The 18041-nt window shown below is 59.8% G+C and carries 17 protein-coding genes; 7 read left to right on the forward strand and 10 right to left on the reverse strand.

Features of this window, described 5'->3' with window-relative positions; genetic code table 11:
• Positions 1-15: 15 nt before the first annotated feature.
• From N7578_RS16445 to hemN, 5 genes are all read right to left on the reverse strand, one after another.
• Positions 16-1299 carry a beta-ketoacyl-ACP synthase gene (locus N7578_RS16445; protein WP_311111346.1) on the reverse strand — a complete coding sequence of 428 codons (1284 nt, stop codon included), beginning with the start codon at positions 1297-1299 and terminating at the stop codon, positions 16-18.
• Positions 1300-1310: 11 nt separating this feature from the next.
• Positions 1311-2507: a beta-ketoacyl-ACP synthase gene (locus N7578_RS16450; protein ID WP_311112536.1), complete on the reverse strand. Its 1197-nt coding sequence runs from the start codon at positions 2505-2507 to the stop codon at positions 1311-1313.
• Between the two features lie 179 nt (positions 2508-2686).
• Positions 2687-3166, reverse strand: a complete 480-nt coding sequence (locus N7578_RS16455; RefSeq protein ID WP_311111347.1) for a 3-hydroxyacyl-ACP dehydratase FabZ family protein — start codon at positions 3164-3166, stop codon at positions 2687-2689.
• Positions 3167-3257: 91 nt separating this feature from the next.
• Positions 3258-3542, reverse strand: a complete 285-nt coding sequence (locus tag N7578_RS16460) for an acyl carrier protein (RefSeq protein ID WP_003495848.1) — start codon at positions 3540-3542, stop codon at positions 3258-3260.
• A 113-nt stretch (positions 3543-3655) separates the two neighbouring features.
• The gene (hemN, locus tag N7578_RS16465; RefSeq protein WP_311111348.1) at positions 3656-5005 is read right to left on the reverse strand and encodes an oxygen-independent coproporphyrinogen III oxidase; all 1350 of its coding nucleotides are present in this window, start codon (positions 5003-5005) and stop codon (positions 3656-3658) included.
• 209 nt (positions 5006-5214) lie between these two features.
• Between hemN and fnrN the strand changes: the two genes are divergently transcribed.
• The gene (gene fnrN / locus N7578_RS16470) at positions 5215-5940 is read left to right on the forward strand and encodes a transcriptional regulator FnrN (RefSeq protein WP_311111349.1); all 726 of its coding nucleotides are present in this window, start codon (positions 5215-5217) and stop codon (positions 5938-5940) included.
• A 375-nt stretch (positions 5941-6315) separates the two neighbouring features.
• Here fnrN and N7578_RS16475 read toward each other — a convergent pair whose 3' ends face one another.
• Positions 6316-6720: a hypothetical protein gene (locus tag N7578_RS16475; RefSeq protein WP_311111350.1), complete on the reverse strand. Its 405-nt coding sequence runs from the start codon at positions 6718-6720 to the stop codon at positions 6316-6318.
• A 152-nt stretch (positions 6721-6872) separates the two neighbouring features.
• Here N7578_RS16475 and N7578_RS16480 point away from each other — a divergent pair, with 152 nt between their 5' ends.
• From N7578_RS16480 to N7578_RS16505, 6 genes are all read left to right on the forward strand, one after another.
• Positions 6873-8732 carry a class I poly(R)-hydroxyalkanoic acid synthase gene (locus tag N7578_RS16480; RefSeq protein ID WP_311111351.1) on the forward strand — a complete coding sequence of 620 codons (1860 nt, stop codon included), beginning with the start codon at positions 6873-6875 and terminating at the stop codon, positions 8730-8732.
• Positions 8733-8790: 58 nt separating this feature from the next.
• On the forward strand, positions 8791-9510 hold the full coding sequence (gene sfsA / locus N7578_RS16485; RefSeq protein ID WP_311111352.1) for a DNA/RNA nuclease SfsA: 720 nt from the start codon (positions 8791-8793) through the stop codon (positions 9508-9510).
• Between the two features lie 31 nt (positions 9511-9541).
• The gene (gene map / locus N7578_RS16490) at positions 9542-10381 is read left to right on the forward strand and encodes a type I methionyl aminopeptidase (RefSeq protein ID WP_311111353.1); all 840 of its coding nucleotides are present in this window, start codon (positions 9542-9544) and stop codon (positions 10379-10381) included.
• Positions 10382-10396: 15 nt separating this feature from the next.
• A complete protein-coding gene (gene radC, locus N7578_RS16495) occupies positions 10397-11230 on the forward strand; it encodes a RadC family protein (protein ID WP_311111354.1) in 834 nt (277 codons plus the stop codon).
• 149 nt (positions 11231-11379) lie between these two features.
• Complete coding sequence (locus N7578_RS16500; protein WP_311111355.1) at positions 11380-11802, forward strand: TadE/TadG family type IV pilus assembly protein; 423 nt, start codon at positions 11380-11382, stop codon at positions 11800-11802.
• 1 nt (position 11803) lies between these two features.
• Positions 11804-13534: a TadG family pilus assembly protein gene (locus N7578_RS16505; protein WP_311111356.1), complete on the forward strand. Its 1731-nt coding sequence runs from the start codon at positions 11804-11806 to the stop codon at positions 13532-13534.
• A gap of 76 nt (positions 13535-13610) precedes the next feature.
• On the opposite strand, the gene N7578_RS16510 is transcribed toward N7578_RS16505, so the two are convergent.
• The 4 genes from N7578_RS16510 to rpiA form a co-directional block, all read right to left on the reverse strand.
• On the reverse strand, positions 13611-14987 hold the full coding sequence (locus N7578_RS16510) for a class II 3-deoxy-7-phosphoheptulonate synthase (protein ID WP_311111357.1): 1377 nt from the start codon (positions 14985-14987) through the stop codon (positions 13611-13613).
• A gap of 235 nt (positions 14988-15222) precedes the next feature.
• Entirely contained in the window at positions 15223-16611 is a 1389-nt protein-coding gene (gene gor, locus N7578_RS16515) for a glutathione-disulfide reductase (protein ID WP_311111358.1), read from the reverse strand.
• A gap of 147 nt (positions 16612-16758) precedes the next feature.
• Entirely contained in the window at positions 16759-17328 is a 570-nt protein-coding gene (locus N7578_RS16520) for a DUF2059 domain-containing protein (protein ID WP_311111359.1), read from the reverse strand.
• A 16-nt stretch (positions 17329-17344) separates the two neighbouring features.
• Positions 17345-18040 carry a ribose-5-phosphate isomerase RpiA gene (rpiA, locus tag N7578_RS16525; protein ID WP_311111360.1) on the reverse strand — a complete coding sequence of 232 codons (696 nt, stop codon included), beginning with the start codon at positions 18038-18040 and terminating at the stop codon, positions 17345-17347.
• Position 18041: the final 1 nt, after the last annotated feature.

Here is an 18041-nt window from a genome sequence, read left to right on the forward strand (position 1 = left end):
AAGTTGGGGAACCGATTAAGCCGGTTCCCGCGTCATGACAAGGCTTGCGTTCTGTCCGCCGAATCCGAAGGAATTGGACAGCACGGCGTTGACCTGGGCGTCGCGTTTCACATTCGGCACCACGTCGAGCACGATGGCCGGGTCGGGATTGGTGTAGTTGATCGTCGGAGGCAGCGTTCCCGTCAGCATCGTCTGCAACGAGAACACGGCTTCCACGGCACCTGCTGCCGTCAGCGTGTGGCCGATCATCGACTTGTTGGATGAAAGCGGAATGTCCTTGAGCCCCTCCCCGAAAACCGCCAGCATGGAACCGTATTCCATCTTGTCGTTTTCCGGCGTCGACGTGCCATGCGCGTTGATGTAGCCGATATCGCTTTCAGCAACACCTGCGTCTGCAAGCGCTGCGCGGATCGTCGCGATTGCCGGGCCGCCATCCGGCGAAGACCGGGTGCGGTGGAAGCTGTCGGCCTTTTCGCCTGCGCCCTTGATGATGCCCAGAACCTTTGCGCCACGGGCAACGGCGGCCTCGAGCGATTCCAGAACGAGGGTCGCGGCGCCTTCGGCGATCACGAAACCGTCGCGATCCTTGCTGAACGGCTTGGATGCCTTTTCGGGCGGGTCGTTCTGTGTCGAGAGAGCCGACAGAAGCGAAAAGCGGATCAGTGCCTCGGCGCTCACCGAACCGTCGGTCGCAACGGTCAGTGCACGGTCAGTGCGGCCCTGACGGATCGCCTCGACACCAAGCTGAATGGCCGTGGCGCCGGAAGCACAGGCCGTCGAAAGCGTAACCGGCAAACCGCGTGTGCCGAAGCGGTCGGAAAGACGCTCGGAAATCGCGCCGAACAGGGCCGCTTCCTGAAACGCCGGGTCCGGACGCTGACGCAGAGCCGCCATGAACCGGTCATAGGCGTCGCCCGGTTTTGCTGCGGGCGGAGAACGGTCGCCAAGCTCGAATCGGGCGCTCCATTCCGGCTCGATGGGAGGCGCGGCCAGAAACAGCGGGCCTTCAAAATCACCGGAGATACTGGCCTGCGCCAGCGCTTCGATGGTCGTTTCACGGGCAAAGGCGTAGGAACGCTCGACCGAATTCGGCACGGGAATATCGATGAAATCGACCGTGCCGCTGATGCGGGTCGAAAGCTTGTCGGTCGGGAAACGGGTGATCGCATGAATGCCCGACTTGCCGGAGGTCAAAGCCGCCCAGTTATCCTGAAGGCCCTGCCCCAGCGACGTGATGATGCCCATGCCGGTAACGGCGACGATCGGGCGACCGAGATGATCCTTGAAACTGGAAGTCATACCTTCACTCCTCAAACGTCGCGCGACAGCACGGCGACACCTTCGCCGCGTACATGACCGACGGTCGTCACGACCGCTTCGCTGGCGGACTGCGCCATTGCCTTTTCAGCCTTCGCATCGAATACCGGAACCTGGGCGCCGCTTTCGAGCGTCAGCGCGGCGAGCGCCAGCCCGAGCGGGAACTGCGCCTCAAGTCCGTGACCGGTGACACCACCGAAACCGCGGATAACAGCCTGCGGCAGAACCTTTTCCAGAACATCCTTCTCGCGTGCCGTCACGGCGTCGTAGCCGCTGGCGCCTGAGAAAACGACCGTCGACGCGCTGTCAGTGGCGGGAGCCAGCATCCGCTCGAGACGCTTCTCCATACGCCCCTCGTCACGACTGCCGCGATCACCTTCGATGGCGTCGATACGGGCATAGATGCGCGCACCGCGCTCGGTGGCGCGTTTGCGCGATTCCAGAACGAGGAATGCACCGAGGGAACCGATGACGATGCCGCCGCCTGCGGCCTGCGAACGCGACCACAGCGGCTGCCAGTCACCCTGCGCATGTGCGCCGATGGCTTCGAACAGCAGGATCATGTCGGGGCGCTCGGCGGAAAACGCGCCGCCCACCAGAGCGTGGGTGGATTCGCCGGAGCGGATGCGATGGAACGCCGTCTCGACGGCGGAAATGCCTGCCGCCTCTTCGCCCATGAAGGTGCGCGACGAACCCGTGACCTTGTGCACAATGGAAATGTTGCCGGCCATCAGGTTTGAAAGCTGCGCCAGGAACAGCGTCGGGCGCAGTTCCGTCGTCAGCTTTTCATTGAGCATGACTTCACGGTCGTTGCGCTTCAAACCTTCGTCGACGATCTGCGTATCGACATTGATATCGCGCTCACCGCCACCGGCGGCCACGATCATGTCCATGGTGCCGCAGGCGTCTGCGTCTTCCTTCAGGCCCGCATCATCCAGTGCGACGCCGGCGGCATATACGCCAAGACGCTGCCAGTTTTCCATCTGGCGCTGATCCTTGCGGCCGATCTGGGTAGACCAGTCGATTTCCGGCAGCGGATGGATCGGGTATGGCGCAAATTTTTCGGTTTCGACAATCGCGTCCGGCGCGGAACCGGCGGAAAGCAATGCAATATGGGCGTCTACACCAACACCATGACAGGTCACGATACCGACCCCGGTAATCACCACATCATTGTCAGACTTCATAATCCGTCATCCTTCGTCGCTTGCCCGTAACGGAATGGAAACAGGCCAGCTTTCCAAAGCGGCCAAATGACCGCACTTGCCATGCGGAATAATGCGCGCGATGCGGCTTTGCAATGGCGAAGGCTGCAAGACCCGCCGCAATGCATGACTTTTCGTCGTTTAAGGTGAGTACGCCGCGGGGATCAGGCCGAGGTGTCCGCCGCAATCGCCGCCATCAGGCCAACTTCCTCGGCCCTCTTCTTGACAATGGGACCGAGCGGAATTTCGCTGAACGGCATGGTACGCAGCTTGAGTTGCGCATCACAGACCTTCTTGCCGCCGGACGTGATCTTCGCCTTGGTCACAGCAAACCCCGAACCGTCGTGCTCCAGCACCGCCTCGATATCGAGGACCGCGCCGGGCTCCACGAAGGTACGCATCTTGGCGCCGTCAACCGACATCAGGAACGGCATCGCCGCGAAATCGCTGAACGCCAGAACCAGCATGCCGGAGGCCTGCGCCATGGTTTCGATCAGAAGCACACCCGGAACCAGCGGCATGCCAGGGAAGTGGCCTTCGAAAACCGGGCTTTGATCCGGAACGACAGACTGCGCCTTGAGCGTGCGCGTCGCCATGTTCACGGCTTCGACCTTGTCGATCATCTGGAAATATTCAAGCAACATTCGTCCGGCCTGTCTCTGGTCGGTTGGTTCTGGCCCCGCAAGCGTGGCGTCCAACAAGAAAAATGCCCGCCGAAGCGGGCATCTAAAGCAATCAGCCCTTGGCTGCGCGCAGTTCGTCGATCTTGGCGCAGAGGTTCTTCAGCACGAAATATTCTTCCGTGGAAACCTTGCCCTCGTTGACTTCCTGCGTCCACTGCTCGAGCGGAATCTTGATGCCGAATTCCTTGTCGATCGCGAAAACGATATCGAGGAAGTCGAGGCTGTCGATACCCAGATCGTCGATCGTGTGGCTCTCCGGCGTAATGGTTTCGCGGTCGATTTCGCTGGTTTCAGCGATAATGTCGGCAACCTTGTCGAATGTAGCTGTCACGCCCATAATCCTTATTGTCGTTGTATAAAATTTCTTTTCTGACGCTCCACATAGGCAAGTCGTGTGAAAAAGCCAATGGTTTCGTGAGGTGACAGTCGAATTTGGCGCAAAACTGTTGCCTAAACAGCAACCGAATGGCGCCCTCGCCCGCTTCCCAGATAACTGTCAAAGGTTGCCGCAACGCTTCTGGCAAAAGGCTTGCCGATATCCGTCAGGCTGAAAACGTCGCCGTCGAGCACAACAAGACCGTCCCGGTCGGCTGCGGCAAAAAGCTGCGCCTCCACGATCACCGCATGGCTCGCCCGCCCGAAGGCATTTTTCAGATCGACAAGATCGAGCCTGAACTCGCACATGATGCGCTCTATGGCAGAAGCGCGAACCCGGTCGTCATCGGAAAGGGCGATACCCTTAGCGACGCATAGCCCTCCCTCACCCACGATCCGCTGGTATTCTCCTGTCGCCACCGTGTTCTGCACATAACCCTGCGGCAACTTGCCGATGGACGATGCGCCAAGCCCGATCAGCGCGTCCGCCGTATCCGTTGTATATCCCTGAAAGTTCCGCCGCAGACCCCCCCCCTCCGCAGCCCTCGCCAGCGTATCGTCCGGCTTGGCGAAATGATCGATTCCGATTGCCTTGTATCCCGCCTGCAGGAGCAGGTCAGCCGCGAGCATCATCTGGCGATACCGCTCCATGACATCCGGTAGCGCGTCCTCCGGTATCATCGTCTGGTGCTTCTTCATCCACGGTACATGCGCATACCCGAACAGGGCAATGCGGTCAGGATCGAGGGAAACGATCTGGTCGACGGTCCGCTCCAGCGTCTCAAGTGTCTGATAAGGCAGGCCATAAAGAATGTCGCAATTGACCGAGTTGACGCCCCGCACCCGCACCGACTCCACAACGGAACGCGTCTGCTCGAAGGTCTGGATGCGGTTGATCGTCCTCTGGACCTGTTCATCGAAGTCCTGCACCCCAAGGCTGGCCCGCGTCATGCCGATGGCGGCCAGCGCGTCGTAACGCGCCTCGTCCAGGTCGTTCGGGTCCATCTCGATGCTGACTTCCGGTTCGATGCCAAAGGTGAAGTGCTGTTTCAGACAGTCCATCAGCCCGATCATGTCTTCGGGCTTCAGCATCGTCGGCGAGCCGCCGCCGATATGCACGGCGCTGACCACCGCATCGGGCGATACGCGATCCCCAATAGCGGCAATCTCGCGTTTCAGCGCCTCCACATAAGCGGCGATCGGCTCGTATTTCAGCGTATGCTTCGTGTGGCATGCGCAGAACCAGCAAAGCCGATCGCAGTAGGGAATGTGCAGATAAAGCGACAGCCGGTTCGTTCGCCCGAGTGTCCCAAGCCAGTCCGCATAGGTTTCTGATGTGATTCCCTCATGAAAATGCGGTGCGGTCGGATAGCTCGTGTAACGCGGCACGGCACCCGAATATTTTCTGAGAAGTTCGCCCGTCATGTTCGTTCTTGCCTTTTATCAAGAAAATGTCGATTTCATTCCCTTGAGTAGCGGCTGCGACAGTTTGCAACTTTGACTTCAATCAAATAGCGACTTAAGTTCTATGCAAATTCGTTGAGGGGCGGCGACGATGGACAGCAGCCCGAAACAACGCACTTTTTGCACGCACGGTTTGACGTTTGCAAAGCCATCACGGGAAACATCGGCTTATGGATACGCTGCAGAAAACCATCCACAATTCGGAAGAACCGGTGGTCTGCCGCTCCTGCGAGGCGCGTCATGGCGGACTTTGCAGCGTGTTGACCCCGCAGCAGCTGTGTGACCTGAACCGCCATTCCACCCGCAAGAAGCTCGAAGCCGGCATAGAGCTGCTCGGCCAGGGCGAGCTCGTGACCTCCTACGGCAACATCCTCAAGGGCGTCGTCAAACTTTCCAAGATGATGTCGGACGGTCGCCAGCAGATCGTCGGCTTGCAATTCGCCCCGGATTTTCTTGGCCGCCCCTTCATGGCCGAAAGCAAGATGACGGCCGAGGCCGCCACCGACCTGGAGATCTGCCTCTTCCCGCGCCGTGTGGTCGATCGTATGGCCGCCGAAGTCCCCGGCATGGAACGCAAGCTGCACGATCAGTCCCTCAAGGAACTGGACGAGGCGCGTGACTGGATGCTTACCCTCGGCCGCAAATCGGCGCAGGAAAAGGTGGCGAGCTTCCTTCACATGATCGCCACGCATATCGATCCGGAAAACGACGACAAGTCGTGCTTCGACCTGCCGCTTTCACGCGCCGATATCGCCGACTTCCTTGGCCTGACCATCGAAACCGTCAGCCGTCAGATGACCAAGCTGCGCAAGGACGGCATCATCCGCATCGAAAACAACCGTCATATCACGGTCCCCGATCTTCAGGCGCTCAGCGAAGCGGCCGGCAACGACTGATCTCGTGCCTCAACGTGCCTGAAACGCGTGCATGCCGCCGTAGATAAGCGGCGCACGCGCCTGCGCGGGATTCAGCGCAAAACCGGCAAGAACCAGCAGAGCGGCGATGCATTTCATGATATTTCACCCTGAACACCGCTTTTTCGGCGGCCTGTTTGTTATGGCCACACCATAGCGGACAAACAGCATCCATCCGCTTAAGATGTTGGGTAAGCGGATGGTTGAGCGACAGGGTAAAGAAGGCGTTGCGAAACATAGCGCTGGGAAAGACTGACGTCAGGCGCGCAACGTCACCTTGGGGCTAGACGCGAGACTCCGTTCCGCCGCCACTCGTGCGGCAGAAACCTACGATATCAACAGAAAAATGCGTCGATCTTACTGCGAAGCGGCAGGCGTCGGAACCGGCTTCTGGTTTTCGGCAATGGCGCGCAGTTCGGCCACGCGGCGATTGTATTCGGCTTCCGAAATCTGGCCGTTGCGGCGGGCCGCGCCCAGACGCGAGAGACTGGTTTCCATATTGGACGCCTCGTCATCGGTCATCTGGCTGCCGGCGGCCGTCAGGGGCTGGCTGAATGTCGGATAGCTACCGGTATCACGCTTCTGGCTGACGGCATCACTGTTGACCGGTCGCGGACCGACGATTTCGGCCGTTGGCCGGCGCATGTGCTCTGGCGCGACGATCGGCTCCGGCGCCTTGCAGGCGGCCAGCACCACGGCGGAAAGGGACAGGACAGCGATTCCTCCCATGTATTTCCCGTACTTGCCCATCTGCTTGCCCATCCGTATGTTCCGCCTCTAGAGATATCTGCCGATACCGAATTCCAACGTGAAGGGGCGTTCACCGCCTCACCCCTGCTGGTGGAACTTGTATTCGTTTTCATGCAGAATGTGCAAACACAAAGATAACAAAAATGTGCAGGAAGGACGGGTGCATGGCAGGCGTTGATGGCACAGGCGAGGACAAGGACGGAAAAGCGTCCGGCTTCGATGCCAGAAGCGCCGAGGCCTACCTGATCCGCGACCCGCAGGAATTTGCGCTCAACATTGCGCGGGCGCTGGAAAATCTGGGAAAGGCAGCATCCGAATGGCTCGCCCCGCGTGAACGCGGCGACATTCCGCAAAACGGCGCAAGCCCGATGACCGATCTGGTAAAAACGCTCTCCGATGTCGCGGAATACTGGATGGCGGAGCCGAAACGGTCGCTGAAAGCCCAGACCCATCTGCTTTCGACCTATTACGATCTGTGGGCGAAATCAGTCGCACAGTTTTCCGGCACGACGCCGCCAGACGCACAAGAAAAACCGGCCCCCGGCAACACGGGCCGGGGCAACCGGCGTTTTGCCGATGAGGACTGGCACGCCAATCCGTTTTTCGATTTCCTGCTGAAGACCTACCGTACAACCGTCGCCTTTGCCGACAAAATGGTCAACGAAGCCGAAGGGCTGGACGACCACACCCGCGAAAAGGCGCTTTTCTACATGCGGCAGATGACGGACGCGATCTCGCCCGCCAATTTCGTCTTCACCAATCCGCAGGTCTTCCGCGAAACGGTGGCGACAAGCGGTGCCAATCTGGTCAAGGGCATGGCGCAGCTGGCGGAAGATGTCGCCGCCGGCAACGGCCACCTGAAACTGCGCCAGACCGACTACAGCAAGTTCGTCATCGGCCAGAACATCGCCATCACACCCGGCAAGGTCATCGCCCGCAGCCCGCTCTGCGAGATTATCCATTACACACCGGACACGCAGGAGACATTCAAAAGGCCGCTGCTCATCATCCCGCCGTGGATCAACAAGTTCTACATTCTCGATCTCAACCCGCAGAAATCCTTCGTCAAATGGTGTGTCGACCAGGGACACAGCGTGTTCATGGTGTCCTGGATCAATCCGGACGCACGCCTCGCGGACAAGGGCTGGGAACATTACATCCGCGAGGGCATCGGATTCGCGCTCGATACGATCGAAAGCGCAACCGGCGAAACGGACGTCAACGCCATCGGCTATTGCGTCGGCGGCACCCTGCTCTCCTCGGCGCTGGCGCTTTATGCGCAGGAAGGTGACGAACGTATCCGCACCGCCACGCTTCTGGCGGCTCAGACGGATTTCGTGCACGCTGGCGACCTCAAGGTCTTCATCGACGAGAACCAGCTTGCCGCACTCGACCAGCACATGAAGGCGGTCGGTTATCTCGATGGCTCGATCATGGCGACCGTCTTCAACATGCTGCGCGCCTCGGATCTCATCTGGCCCTACGTGGTGGACAACTACCTTCGCGGCGAGCAGCCGTTGCCCTTCGACCTGCTGTACTGGAATTCCGACTCGACCCGTGTGACGGCCGCCAGTCACTCCTTCTACCTGCACAACTGCTACCTGAAGAACAATCTTGCCCGGGGCCTGATGACGGTTGCCGGCAAGCGTATCAATCTCGGTGACGTGAAAATCCCGGTCTATGATCTGGCGACGCGTGATGATCATATCGCACCCGCAAGATCGGTCTTCACCGGCGCTGCTTTGTTCGGTGGACCGGTTGATTTCGTACTTGGCGCCTCCGGTCATATTGCCGGTGTCGTCAATCCGCCCGAGCTTGAAAAATATCAATACTGGACCGGACCATCACCGTCCGGAGACTTTGACGACTGGCAGGCATCAGCCACGGCCCACAAAGGTTCCTGGTGGGTGCATTGGCAGAACTGGATCGAAAGCCATGACAGGCAGAAGGTAAAGGCAAGAACACCGGGTGACACGGGCAAGCCCGTGCTCGGTGATGCGCCTGGCACCTATGTTCTGGGATGATTTTTCGCAAATCCTGGATGCGCTTGCCATCCGCGTCGCCGAAGCTCAATAAGTCGCCATGCTGTTTTCGTCTCCCCTGATCCCCGCCACCCTGATTGCCCGCTACAAGCGGTTTCTCTTCGATGCCGTGCTGGAAGATGGCACCGCTATTACCGGCTCGTGCCCCAACACCGGCTCCATGCGTGGTTTGACAACACCCGGCTCCCGCATATGGCTGTCCGAACACGACAGTCCGACCCGCAAATACCGGCACATGCTGGAACTGGTCGAGGCGGACGGAACCGTCGTCGGCATCAATACCGGCATGCCGAACAGGCTGGCGGAGGAAGCGATCCTCAACGGACGCATCGAACCGCTGACCGGTTACACGACGCTGAGGCGCGAACAGAAATACGGCAGGAACTCCCGCATCGATTTCCTGCTTTCAGCCCCTGATCGCCCCGACGCCTATGTCGAGGTCAAGAATGTGCATTTCATGCGCCAGCCTGGCCTTGCCGAATTTCCCGATACGGCCACCAAACGCGGCGCAAAACATCTTGAAGAACTCGGCGATGCGGCTGAAGCCGGTCACCGGGCGGTGATGCTCTATCTGATCCAGCGAAGCGACTGTGACCGCTTGCGCATCTGCGGCGATCTGGATCCGGTTTACGCGGTTGCCTTCAGGCGCGCCATGCAGCGCGGCGTCGAGGCTTATGCGGTGAAATGTGATGTTTCTCCGGCACAAATTGCAGTCAGTGAGGCAGTTGCGATGGACGAAGGCCACCTCGCTGTTTTATGAACGGAGATAAGAAAGAACAGAAAGTACGATCATGGTCACCTATATCGACGCAGCCTCGGCTCCCCTGAAGAATACCGGCGTCATCCGCCTCTACAACGCGGATGATTTTGCCGGAATGCGCAAGGCATGCCAGTTGACGGCCCGCTGCCTCGACGAGCTGGCGTCCATCGTCAAACCTGGCGTCACGACCGATACCATTGACCGTTTCGTTTTCGAGTTCGGCGCAGACCATGGCGCGCTGCCGGCAACGCTGAACTATCGCGGTTACACAAGGTCCGTCTGCACCTCGATCAACCACGTGGTCTGCCACGGCATTCCCGATAACAAGCCGCTGCGTGAGGGCGATATTGTCAACATCGACGTGACCTATGTGGTTGATGGCTGGCACGGAGATTCGAGCCGGATGTACCCCGTCGGCCAGATCAAGCGCGCCGCCGAGCGCCTGCTGGAAGTCACCTACGAGTGCCTCATGCTCGGCATCGCCGCCGTGAAGCCCGGCGTGCGCACCGGTGCCATCGGTGCCGCGATCCAGGCCTATGCGGAAGCCGAGCGCTGTTCCGTGGTGCGCGATTTCTGTGGCCACGGCGTCGGACGCCTTTTCCACGATACGCCGAACATCCTGCACTACGGTCGCCCGGATGAAGGTCCTGAAATCCGTGAGGGCATGATCTTCACCATCGAGCCGATGATCAACCTCGGCAAACCGCATGTGAAGGTGCTGTCCGATGGCTGGACGGCGGTCACACGCGACCGCTCGCTGTCCGCCCAGTACGAACACGCCGTCGGCGTCACCGCGACGGGTTGCGAAGTCTTCACGCTTTCGCCCGGTGGCTTTGACCGTCCGGGTCTGCCGCCCCTTCCCCAAGCTTGAGGCAACGACCGCCCGATGGCAAAACGCCCCGCCCCGCCTTCCGCTGATGCATCGACGATATCAGGCACCAGGGCGGGCGAAGGTGACCTGTTCGGGCAGAACGACGAGCGCGGCTTCTTTGCCGAACAGCGTCCAACGGCGAAAAAGGTCGTTCCGGCTCCTCAACAGGAACAGGAAGAAGCGCATTATCATGGCCATCGGGACCGCCTGCGCGCCAGATACCGTGACGGCGGCGATGGTGCGCTTGCCGACTACGAACTGCTGGAACTTCTGCTGTTTCGGCTGATCCCCCGCCGCGATACGAAACCGATCGCCAAGGCGTTGATTGCCCGTTTTGGGACACTCGGCGGTGTGCTGGGCGCGCCGCTTGCGCTTTTGCAGGAAGTCAAAGGCGTCGGCGAGGCCGTAGCGCTCGACCTCAAGCTCGTCGCTTCCGTCTCGCAGCGCATGCTGAAAAGCGAAATCCGCAACAAGCAGGTTCTTGGCTCCTGGTCGTCCGTCATCGATTATTGCCACGCGGCGATGGCCCACGAAGCGCGTGAGCAGTTTCGTATTCTGTTCCTCGACAAGCGAAACGTCCTGATCGCGGATGAGATACAGGGGCGTGGCACGGTCGATCACACGCCCGTCTACCCGCGCGAGGTCGTCCGCCGCGCGCTTGAGCTTTCCTCTACCGCTTTGATCTTGGTCCACAATCACCCGAGTGGGGACCCGACCCCTTCGCGTGCCGATATTGAGATGACGAAGACCATCATCGATACGGCAAAGCCTCTCGGGATCGCTGTCCACGACCATATCATCATCGGCAAGGACGGCCATGTCAGCTTCAAGGGATTGCGTCTGATCTGACGACCCATCCTGACGCAAGAGCGGGAAAATTGACTGACGCGCAACCTTTAGGCGTCTCCGCAACCAAAAATTAACATCTTAAAATTAGCATTTCCGAAAATAATAATATCAGGCGCCTAACAATAGCGCCGACAACACGGGAGTGTGCAATGCGTAAGGGGGTACGTTTATTCCGTGACCGGTCCGGCTCGTCAGCTGTCGAGTTTGCGATTGTCGCACCGATATTTTTCCTCGTTCTTCTGACGATGATCGCCTACGGCATCTATCTGATGGCCGCTTATTCGGTCCAGCAGGTTGCTGCCGACGCGGCACGAACAGCCGTAGCGGGGCTCAACACCGCGGAACGCCAGAAGCTGGCACGCGATTTCGTCACCCAGAGCAACCTGAACTACGCCTTCATGGACAAGAACCATTTCACCATCAGCGTCGATGGCGATCCGGGCAATGCCAACCAGTTCACGGTGAAGGTCGAGTACGACGCTCGCGATCTGCCGATCTGGAGCCTCTACAGCTACACGCTGCCGGAACCCGTTATCCGGCGTTTCTCCACCATCCGCATCGGAGGAGTTTGATATGAAAAACACGTCTCCGCTCCTTACCCGCCTTTTCAGCGACCGCTCGGGCAATATCGCCATTACGGCAGGTCTGACCGCGCCCTTGTTTGTCGGCATTCTCGCGCTCGGCGTGGATTACGGATATCTGACCCTGCAGAAGCGTCAGTTGCAGCAGACCGCCGATCTCGCTGCCATCTCAGCCGCCGCCGCGACCAATCCCGAACAGGCCGTACAGCAGTATTTCCAGATGAATGGCATGAAACTCGGCGTAAAGACCCCGCAGGGGCTGCTGACCGAAAACGGCCTTGAGCCCTTCGACCCCTTGAAGGCCTTCACCAACCGGGATGGCTACGCGGAAGTGGTCAAAGGCCGCTACGAGCCGGATGCCACCCTCGCCGTTGACAAGCGCTTTGTCGAAAATGCCCTGCCCACCAATGCGGTGAAGGTCAACATCGTCGAAAAGGGCAAGATCTTCTTCGCCTCCGCCTTCACGACGCCGCCCACGGTTGGCGCTGTCGGAACGGCAGCATCGCAGAGAATTGCCGCCTTTTCCGTTGGCTCGCGCCTTGCAAGTCTCAATGACGGCCTGCTGAACAGCCTGCTCGGCGGCCTGCTTGGAACCACAGTCTCGCTCAAGCTGATGGACTACCGCGCCCTCGTGGACGCCGATATCAACGCGCTTCACATCATCGAGGCGCTGGCGCTGGATCTCGGCCTCACCGCTGGCACCTACAAGGAAGTGCTGAAGACCGAAATTACCTACGGCAAGTTCCTCAATGTGCTGACCAAGACCACAGGCATTCAGCCTGCCGTCGCCAACGTCTTGAAGACGCTTGAAAAAACGGCCAACAAAACCAATGTGAAACTGCGTCTGGAGGAAATCGTCAATCTCGGCCCCTTCACGGAGAAGCTCATCGGTAGCGGTGAAAACCTGAAAGTCACCGCAGGCGTCTTCGACCTCATCTCCGCAGCCGCCGTCGCGGGCAATGGCGGCAACCAGATCGCTCTTGATGCAGGCGCGGTTATCCCAGGCCTTGCCGCCGTGAAGATAACGCTTGCCATCGGCGAACCGCCCGTCGAAACGCCGCCTCTGGCCGTTGGCGGTCAGGGAACGGTCGTGCGCACCGCCCAGACCCGCCTGTCGGTCAATGTCACCGTCGATGGACTTCAGGCAATAGCCGGGCTGAAGATCAACCTTCCGCTTTATGTGGAGGTCGCCAATGCCGAGGCACGGCTGGCTGACCTTCGCTGCACGGGCGGCGGACAGGGAAGCGTCGATGTCGAGGTCGTTCCGGGTGTTGCGGAAATCGCCGTCGGCAAGGTCGATATGGCGGCCTTCAATCACTTCGGCCAGGACCCGCGCGTCACCAAAACCGCACTGATCGATTCCGCCCTGCTCAGCGTCAACGGCAAGGCGCAGATCAACGTCGGCAACATGACAAAAACCAAGCTGACCTTCCAGCAGTCGGATATCACCCAGGCGAAGATCAAGAACGTCTCCACGAAAAACACCGTGACCTCGCTCGTCAGTTCGCTGCTCACGAACCTCGATCTGGAGATCAAGGTGCTGTTCCTCAGCCTCGGCACCCCGACGCTGATCCAGCAGGCGCTCGCCAATACGCTGTCGCTGGTCACCGCGCCCGTCGATACCCTGCTCTACAACACGCTTCTGGTGCTGGGTGTGAAGATCGGCGAAGCCGATGTACGCGTCACCGATATACGCTGCCAGCAGCCAGCACTGGTGCAGTGAACCTGCCCCTCCCCGAATGCAAAAAAGCCGCCGGATATCGATCCGGCGGCTTTTTCGTTTTTATCGACTGACGAAATCAGGCGTTGGCGATTGCCAGACGCTTCTCGTCGCGGCCGCTCTTCATGCGCTCGGACAGCAGGAACGCCAGTTCCAGCGCCTGATCGGCATTAAGGCGCGGGTCGCAATGCGTGTGGTAACGGTCGGACAGCGAGTCCGCCGTCACGGCGCGCGCACCACCCGTGCATTCCGTCACGTCCTTGCCGGTCATCTCGATGTGGATGCCGCCCGGATGGGTGCCTTCCGCACGGTGAATCTGGAAGAAGCTCTCCACTTCCGACAGGATGCGCTCGAACGGGCGCGTCTTGTAGTGGTTGAGCGTGATGGTGTTGCCGTGCATCGGATCGCACGACCAGACAACCTTCTTGCCTTCCTTTTCGACGGCGCGGATCAGCTTAGGCAGGTTTTCGGCAACCTTGTCATGCCCGAAACGGCAGATCAGTGTCAGGCGCCCGGCTTCGTTGGTCGGGTTCAGCGCATCGATCAGCTCGATCAGGTTGTCGGGCTGCAGGGACGGGCCGCACTTCAGGCCGATCGGGTTCTTGATGCCGCGGAAATACTCCACATGCGCGTGATCCAGCTGGCGCGTACGGTCGCCGATCCACAGCATGTGGCCGGAGGTGGCGTACCAGTCACCAGAGGTGGAGTCGACGCGAGTCAATGCCTCTTCGTAGCCGAGAAGCAGCGCTTCATGGCTGGTGAAGAAATCCGTCTCACGCAGGCTCGGATTGTTGTCCGCAGAGATACCGATGGCCTTCATGAAGTCCATGGTTTCGGAGATGCGGTCGGCCAGCTTGCGGTAACGGTCCGCCTGCGGGCTATCCTTGATGAAGCCGAGCATCCACTGATGCACGTTTTCAAGGTTGGCGTAGCCACCCATGGCGAAAGCGCGCAGCAGGTTCAGGGTCGCGGCCGACTGACGATATGCGTCAAGCTGGCGCTCCGGGTTCGGAATGCGCGACGCTTCGTTGAACTCGATACCGTTGATGATGTCACCACGGTAGGACGGCAGTTCCACGCCGTTCTGCGATTCAATGTTCGAAGAACGCGGCTTGGCGAACTGACCGGCGATACGGCCAACCTTGACGACGGGAAGCTGTGCGCCATAGGTCAGGACAACAGCCATCTGCAGGAACGCGCGGAAGAAGTCGCGGATGTTGTCCGCGCCATGCTCCAGGAAGCTTTCGGCGCAGTCACCGCCCTGAAGCAGGAACGCGTTGCCTTCGGCCACGTTGGCGAGCTGCTTCTTCAGACGGCGCGCCTCACCGGCAAACACCAGCGGCGGATAGCTTGCGAGCTGGGCTTCCGTTGCAGCGAGAGCCTTAGAATCCGGATATTCAGGAACCTGCTGGATCGGCTTGTGTCGCCAGCTGCTTGGGGTCCAATTCTGTGCCATCTTGTTCACCTGGTGTTAACGCCCACTCCATCCCGGGCGGCGATCTCGGAAGTTGCGCGGCTTATAGCTCCAAGGATCGGCTTTGCATAGCCGATCCTTCGGCGGCCCCTTGCTTTCAGCCCGTTTTGTGCCTCATGAGGAAAGAAAAACGAATCTAAACGATTTAAATTCGGCTGCCTTCCGTTAGAGCATGTACCGCGTCTGAAAGCGCCAGGATACCACGCCAGAGTGCGGACTACACGCGCTCGCCGTTTACCACCCGGTAGCTCGGCGAATACATCGTCACGAGTTCTTCCGCAGCCGTCGGATGAACGGCCATGGTGCGGTCGAAATCGTCCTTCGTGCAGCCTGCCTTCAGCGTGATGCCGAGAAGTTGCGCCATCTCTCCAGCCTCATGACCGAGGATATGCGCGCCGACAACCTTGCGGTCCGCCGCATTGACGATCAGCTTCATGATCGTCTTTTCCGTACGGCCGGAAAGCGTCGCCTTCATCGGCCGGAACTGGGCGCGGTAGACTTCGAGTTCCGGATATTTCGCACCCGCCTCTTCTTCCGAAAGACCGACGGTGCCGATTTCCGGCTGCGAGAACACCGCCGTCGCGATCAGCTCATGGTCCGGCTTGGTCGGGTTGTTCTTGTATTCTGTTTCGATGAAGCACATGGCCTCGTGGATGGCCACCGGCGTCAGCTGTACGCGGTCGGTGACGTCGCCAAGCGCGAAGATGTTCGGCACGTTGGTCCGTGAATAATCGTCGACGATGATCGCGCCCCGCGCATCCAGCTTCACACCGGCGTTCTCGAGCCCCAGACCCTTGGTGTTCGGATCGCGGCCGAGCGCCAGCATGACGGTTTCGACGGAAAGCGCGCCATTGTTCTTGGTGCGCGCCTGCAGAAGACCATCCTCGCCCTTCGTCACTTCTTCGATAACGTCGGTGAGCAGGATCTTGATGCCCTTGGCTTCCATCGCCTCATGCAGCCCGCGACGCATGTCGTGATCGAAACGCGACAGGATTTCCTTGCCGCGATAGATCAGCGTGGTTTCAACGCCGAGGCCATGGAAGATGTTGGCGAATTCAACGGCAATGTAGCCGCCGCCAGCAATCAGGATGGACTTCGGCAACGCTTCCAGATGGAAAGCCTCGTTGGACGAGATCGTCAGCTCGTGGCCTGGCAAAGCCTTGTGTTCGTTTGGCGTGCCACCGACCGCAATCACGATCCGTTCGGCGGTGAAGGTCTGCCCGGTCTTGGTCAGCTTTACCGTATGCGCGTCGACGAGTTCGGCACGGCTGTCGAAGATATCGGCCTTGGCGTTGTCCAGTCCCTTGCGGTACAGCCCTTCAAGGCGAGTGATTTCCTTGTCCTTGGCTTCGATCAGCTTCTTCCAGTCGAAGGTGCTTTTGCCCACGCTCCAGCCGAAACCTTCCGCATCCTCGAAGTGCTCGGGATATTGCGAGGCATAGACGAACAGCTTCTTCGGCACACAGCCGCGTATGACGCAGGTTCCGCCGTAACGGTATTCCTCGGCGATTGCGACGCGCTTGCCGAGCGAGGCAGCCACGCGGGCGCTGCGCACACCGCCGGAACCACCACCGATGACGAAAAGGTCATAGTCATAAGCTGTCATAGTCAAAACCCCTGCTCAAAATAACTGGCCGGCCGCCTCCAGACGGGCAGCGGCGCATTCGTGGCACATATAGGTGCTGCGACGCACAAATGAAAAGCCCGGTCTTGCGACCGGGCTTTGAATATTTCTGAACGAAACGTCAGCCGATTATTGCTTCGGAGCAGCAGGCGCACCGCCCGTGGCGTTCTGGTCCGCGGGAAGCGGCGTCAGATCGGCGCCGGCAACTTTCTGCAGTTCGGCCATGCTGGATGCGTTGAGATCACGGTTGATGCCGGCAGCCCAGATGTCGGCAGCCTTCATGAGTTCGCGCGTGGCGATCGGGCCGTCCTTGAGGAGCTTCTTGCCTGCTTCGCTGCCGTAGAATGCAGAGATGGCCTTCAGTTCTTCCACGGTGAAGGCGCGTGCGTAGGTCAGAGCAGCCTCACGCTCTAGATCGGCGCGGCGCGGTGCAAGCTCGAGCGCCTTGGCGTCGACGGTCGCGCTGATCGCATCCTGAACGTTCGGGGAAGCCTGAATCAGCTCGGCCTTCAGGCGCTCTGCCAGACCCGGCAGAATGCCGTCGAAACGGTCGGTTACGCCAAGCGAGGCGATTGCCTGCCGTGCGGCAGCGATGTGCTCTTCCGAAATTTCCTGCGCCCGTACGGCAGTACCGAATACGATACCGGAAATGAGGATCGAAGCAGCGGCAGCCTTGCCCAGTCCCGCTAGTTTGACCATGAAAATCTCGCTCCTGTTATACTGCCTGCATCACGCGGGCGCCGTCCGGGCCTGCGATGATGGCAAGCGATGCCAAATTGATGAAAAGTCCGTGCTCGACGACACCGGGAATCGTGTTCAGCTCGCGTGCAAGCGCTTCTGCATCAGGAATACGGCCAAAAGATGCGTCGAAAATAAGGTGGCCGCCGTCCGTCATGAAAGCGTGGTCACCCTTTGAGCGAAGCGTCAGTTCGCCGGTCAGACCGAGACGCGACGCCAGTTTTTCGATGGCAATCCGTGTCGATACCTGCCCGAAGGTGTTGACCTCGATGGGCAATGGAAAAGCACCCAGCGTTTCCACCACCTTGGTCTGGTCGGCGATGACGATCATGCGCGAGGAAGCCGCCGCGACGATCTTTTCACGCAAAAGCGCGCCGCCGCCGCCCTTGACCAGCCGCAACGCGTGGTCAACCTCGTCTGCGCCATCGATGGTCAGATCCAGTTCCGGCAGTTCGTCGAGGGATTTCAGCGGTACGCCAAGTTCGACGCAAAGACGCGCCGTCCGCTCGGAGGTCGGAACGCCCTGCACCTTCAGACCGCCTGCAACCTTCTCGGCCAGCAACCGGACGAATTCCTCCGCCGTCGAGCCTGTACCGATACCGAGACGCATTCCGTCTTCCACGTAGGACAACGCGGCCTCGGCGGCCTTGATCTTCATCTGGCGGGCATCCATG

Source organism: Agrobacterium tumefaciens (genome assembly GCF_031801495.1).
GTDB lineage: Bacteria > Pseudomonadota > Alphaproteobacteria > Rhizobiales > Rhizobiaceae > Agrobacterium > Agrobacterium tumefaciens_K.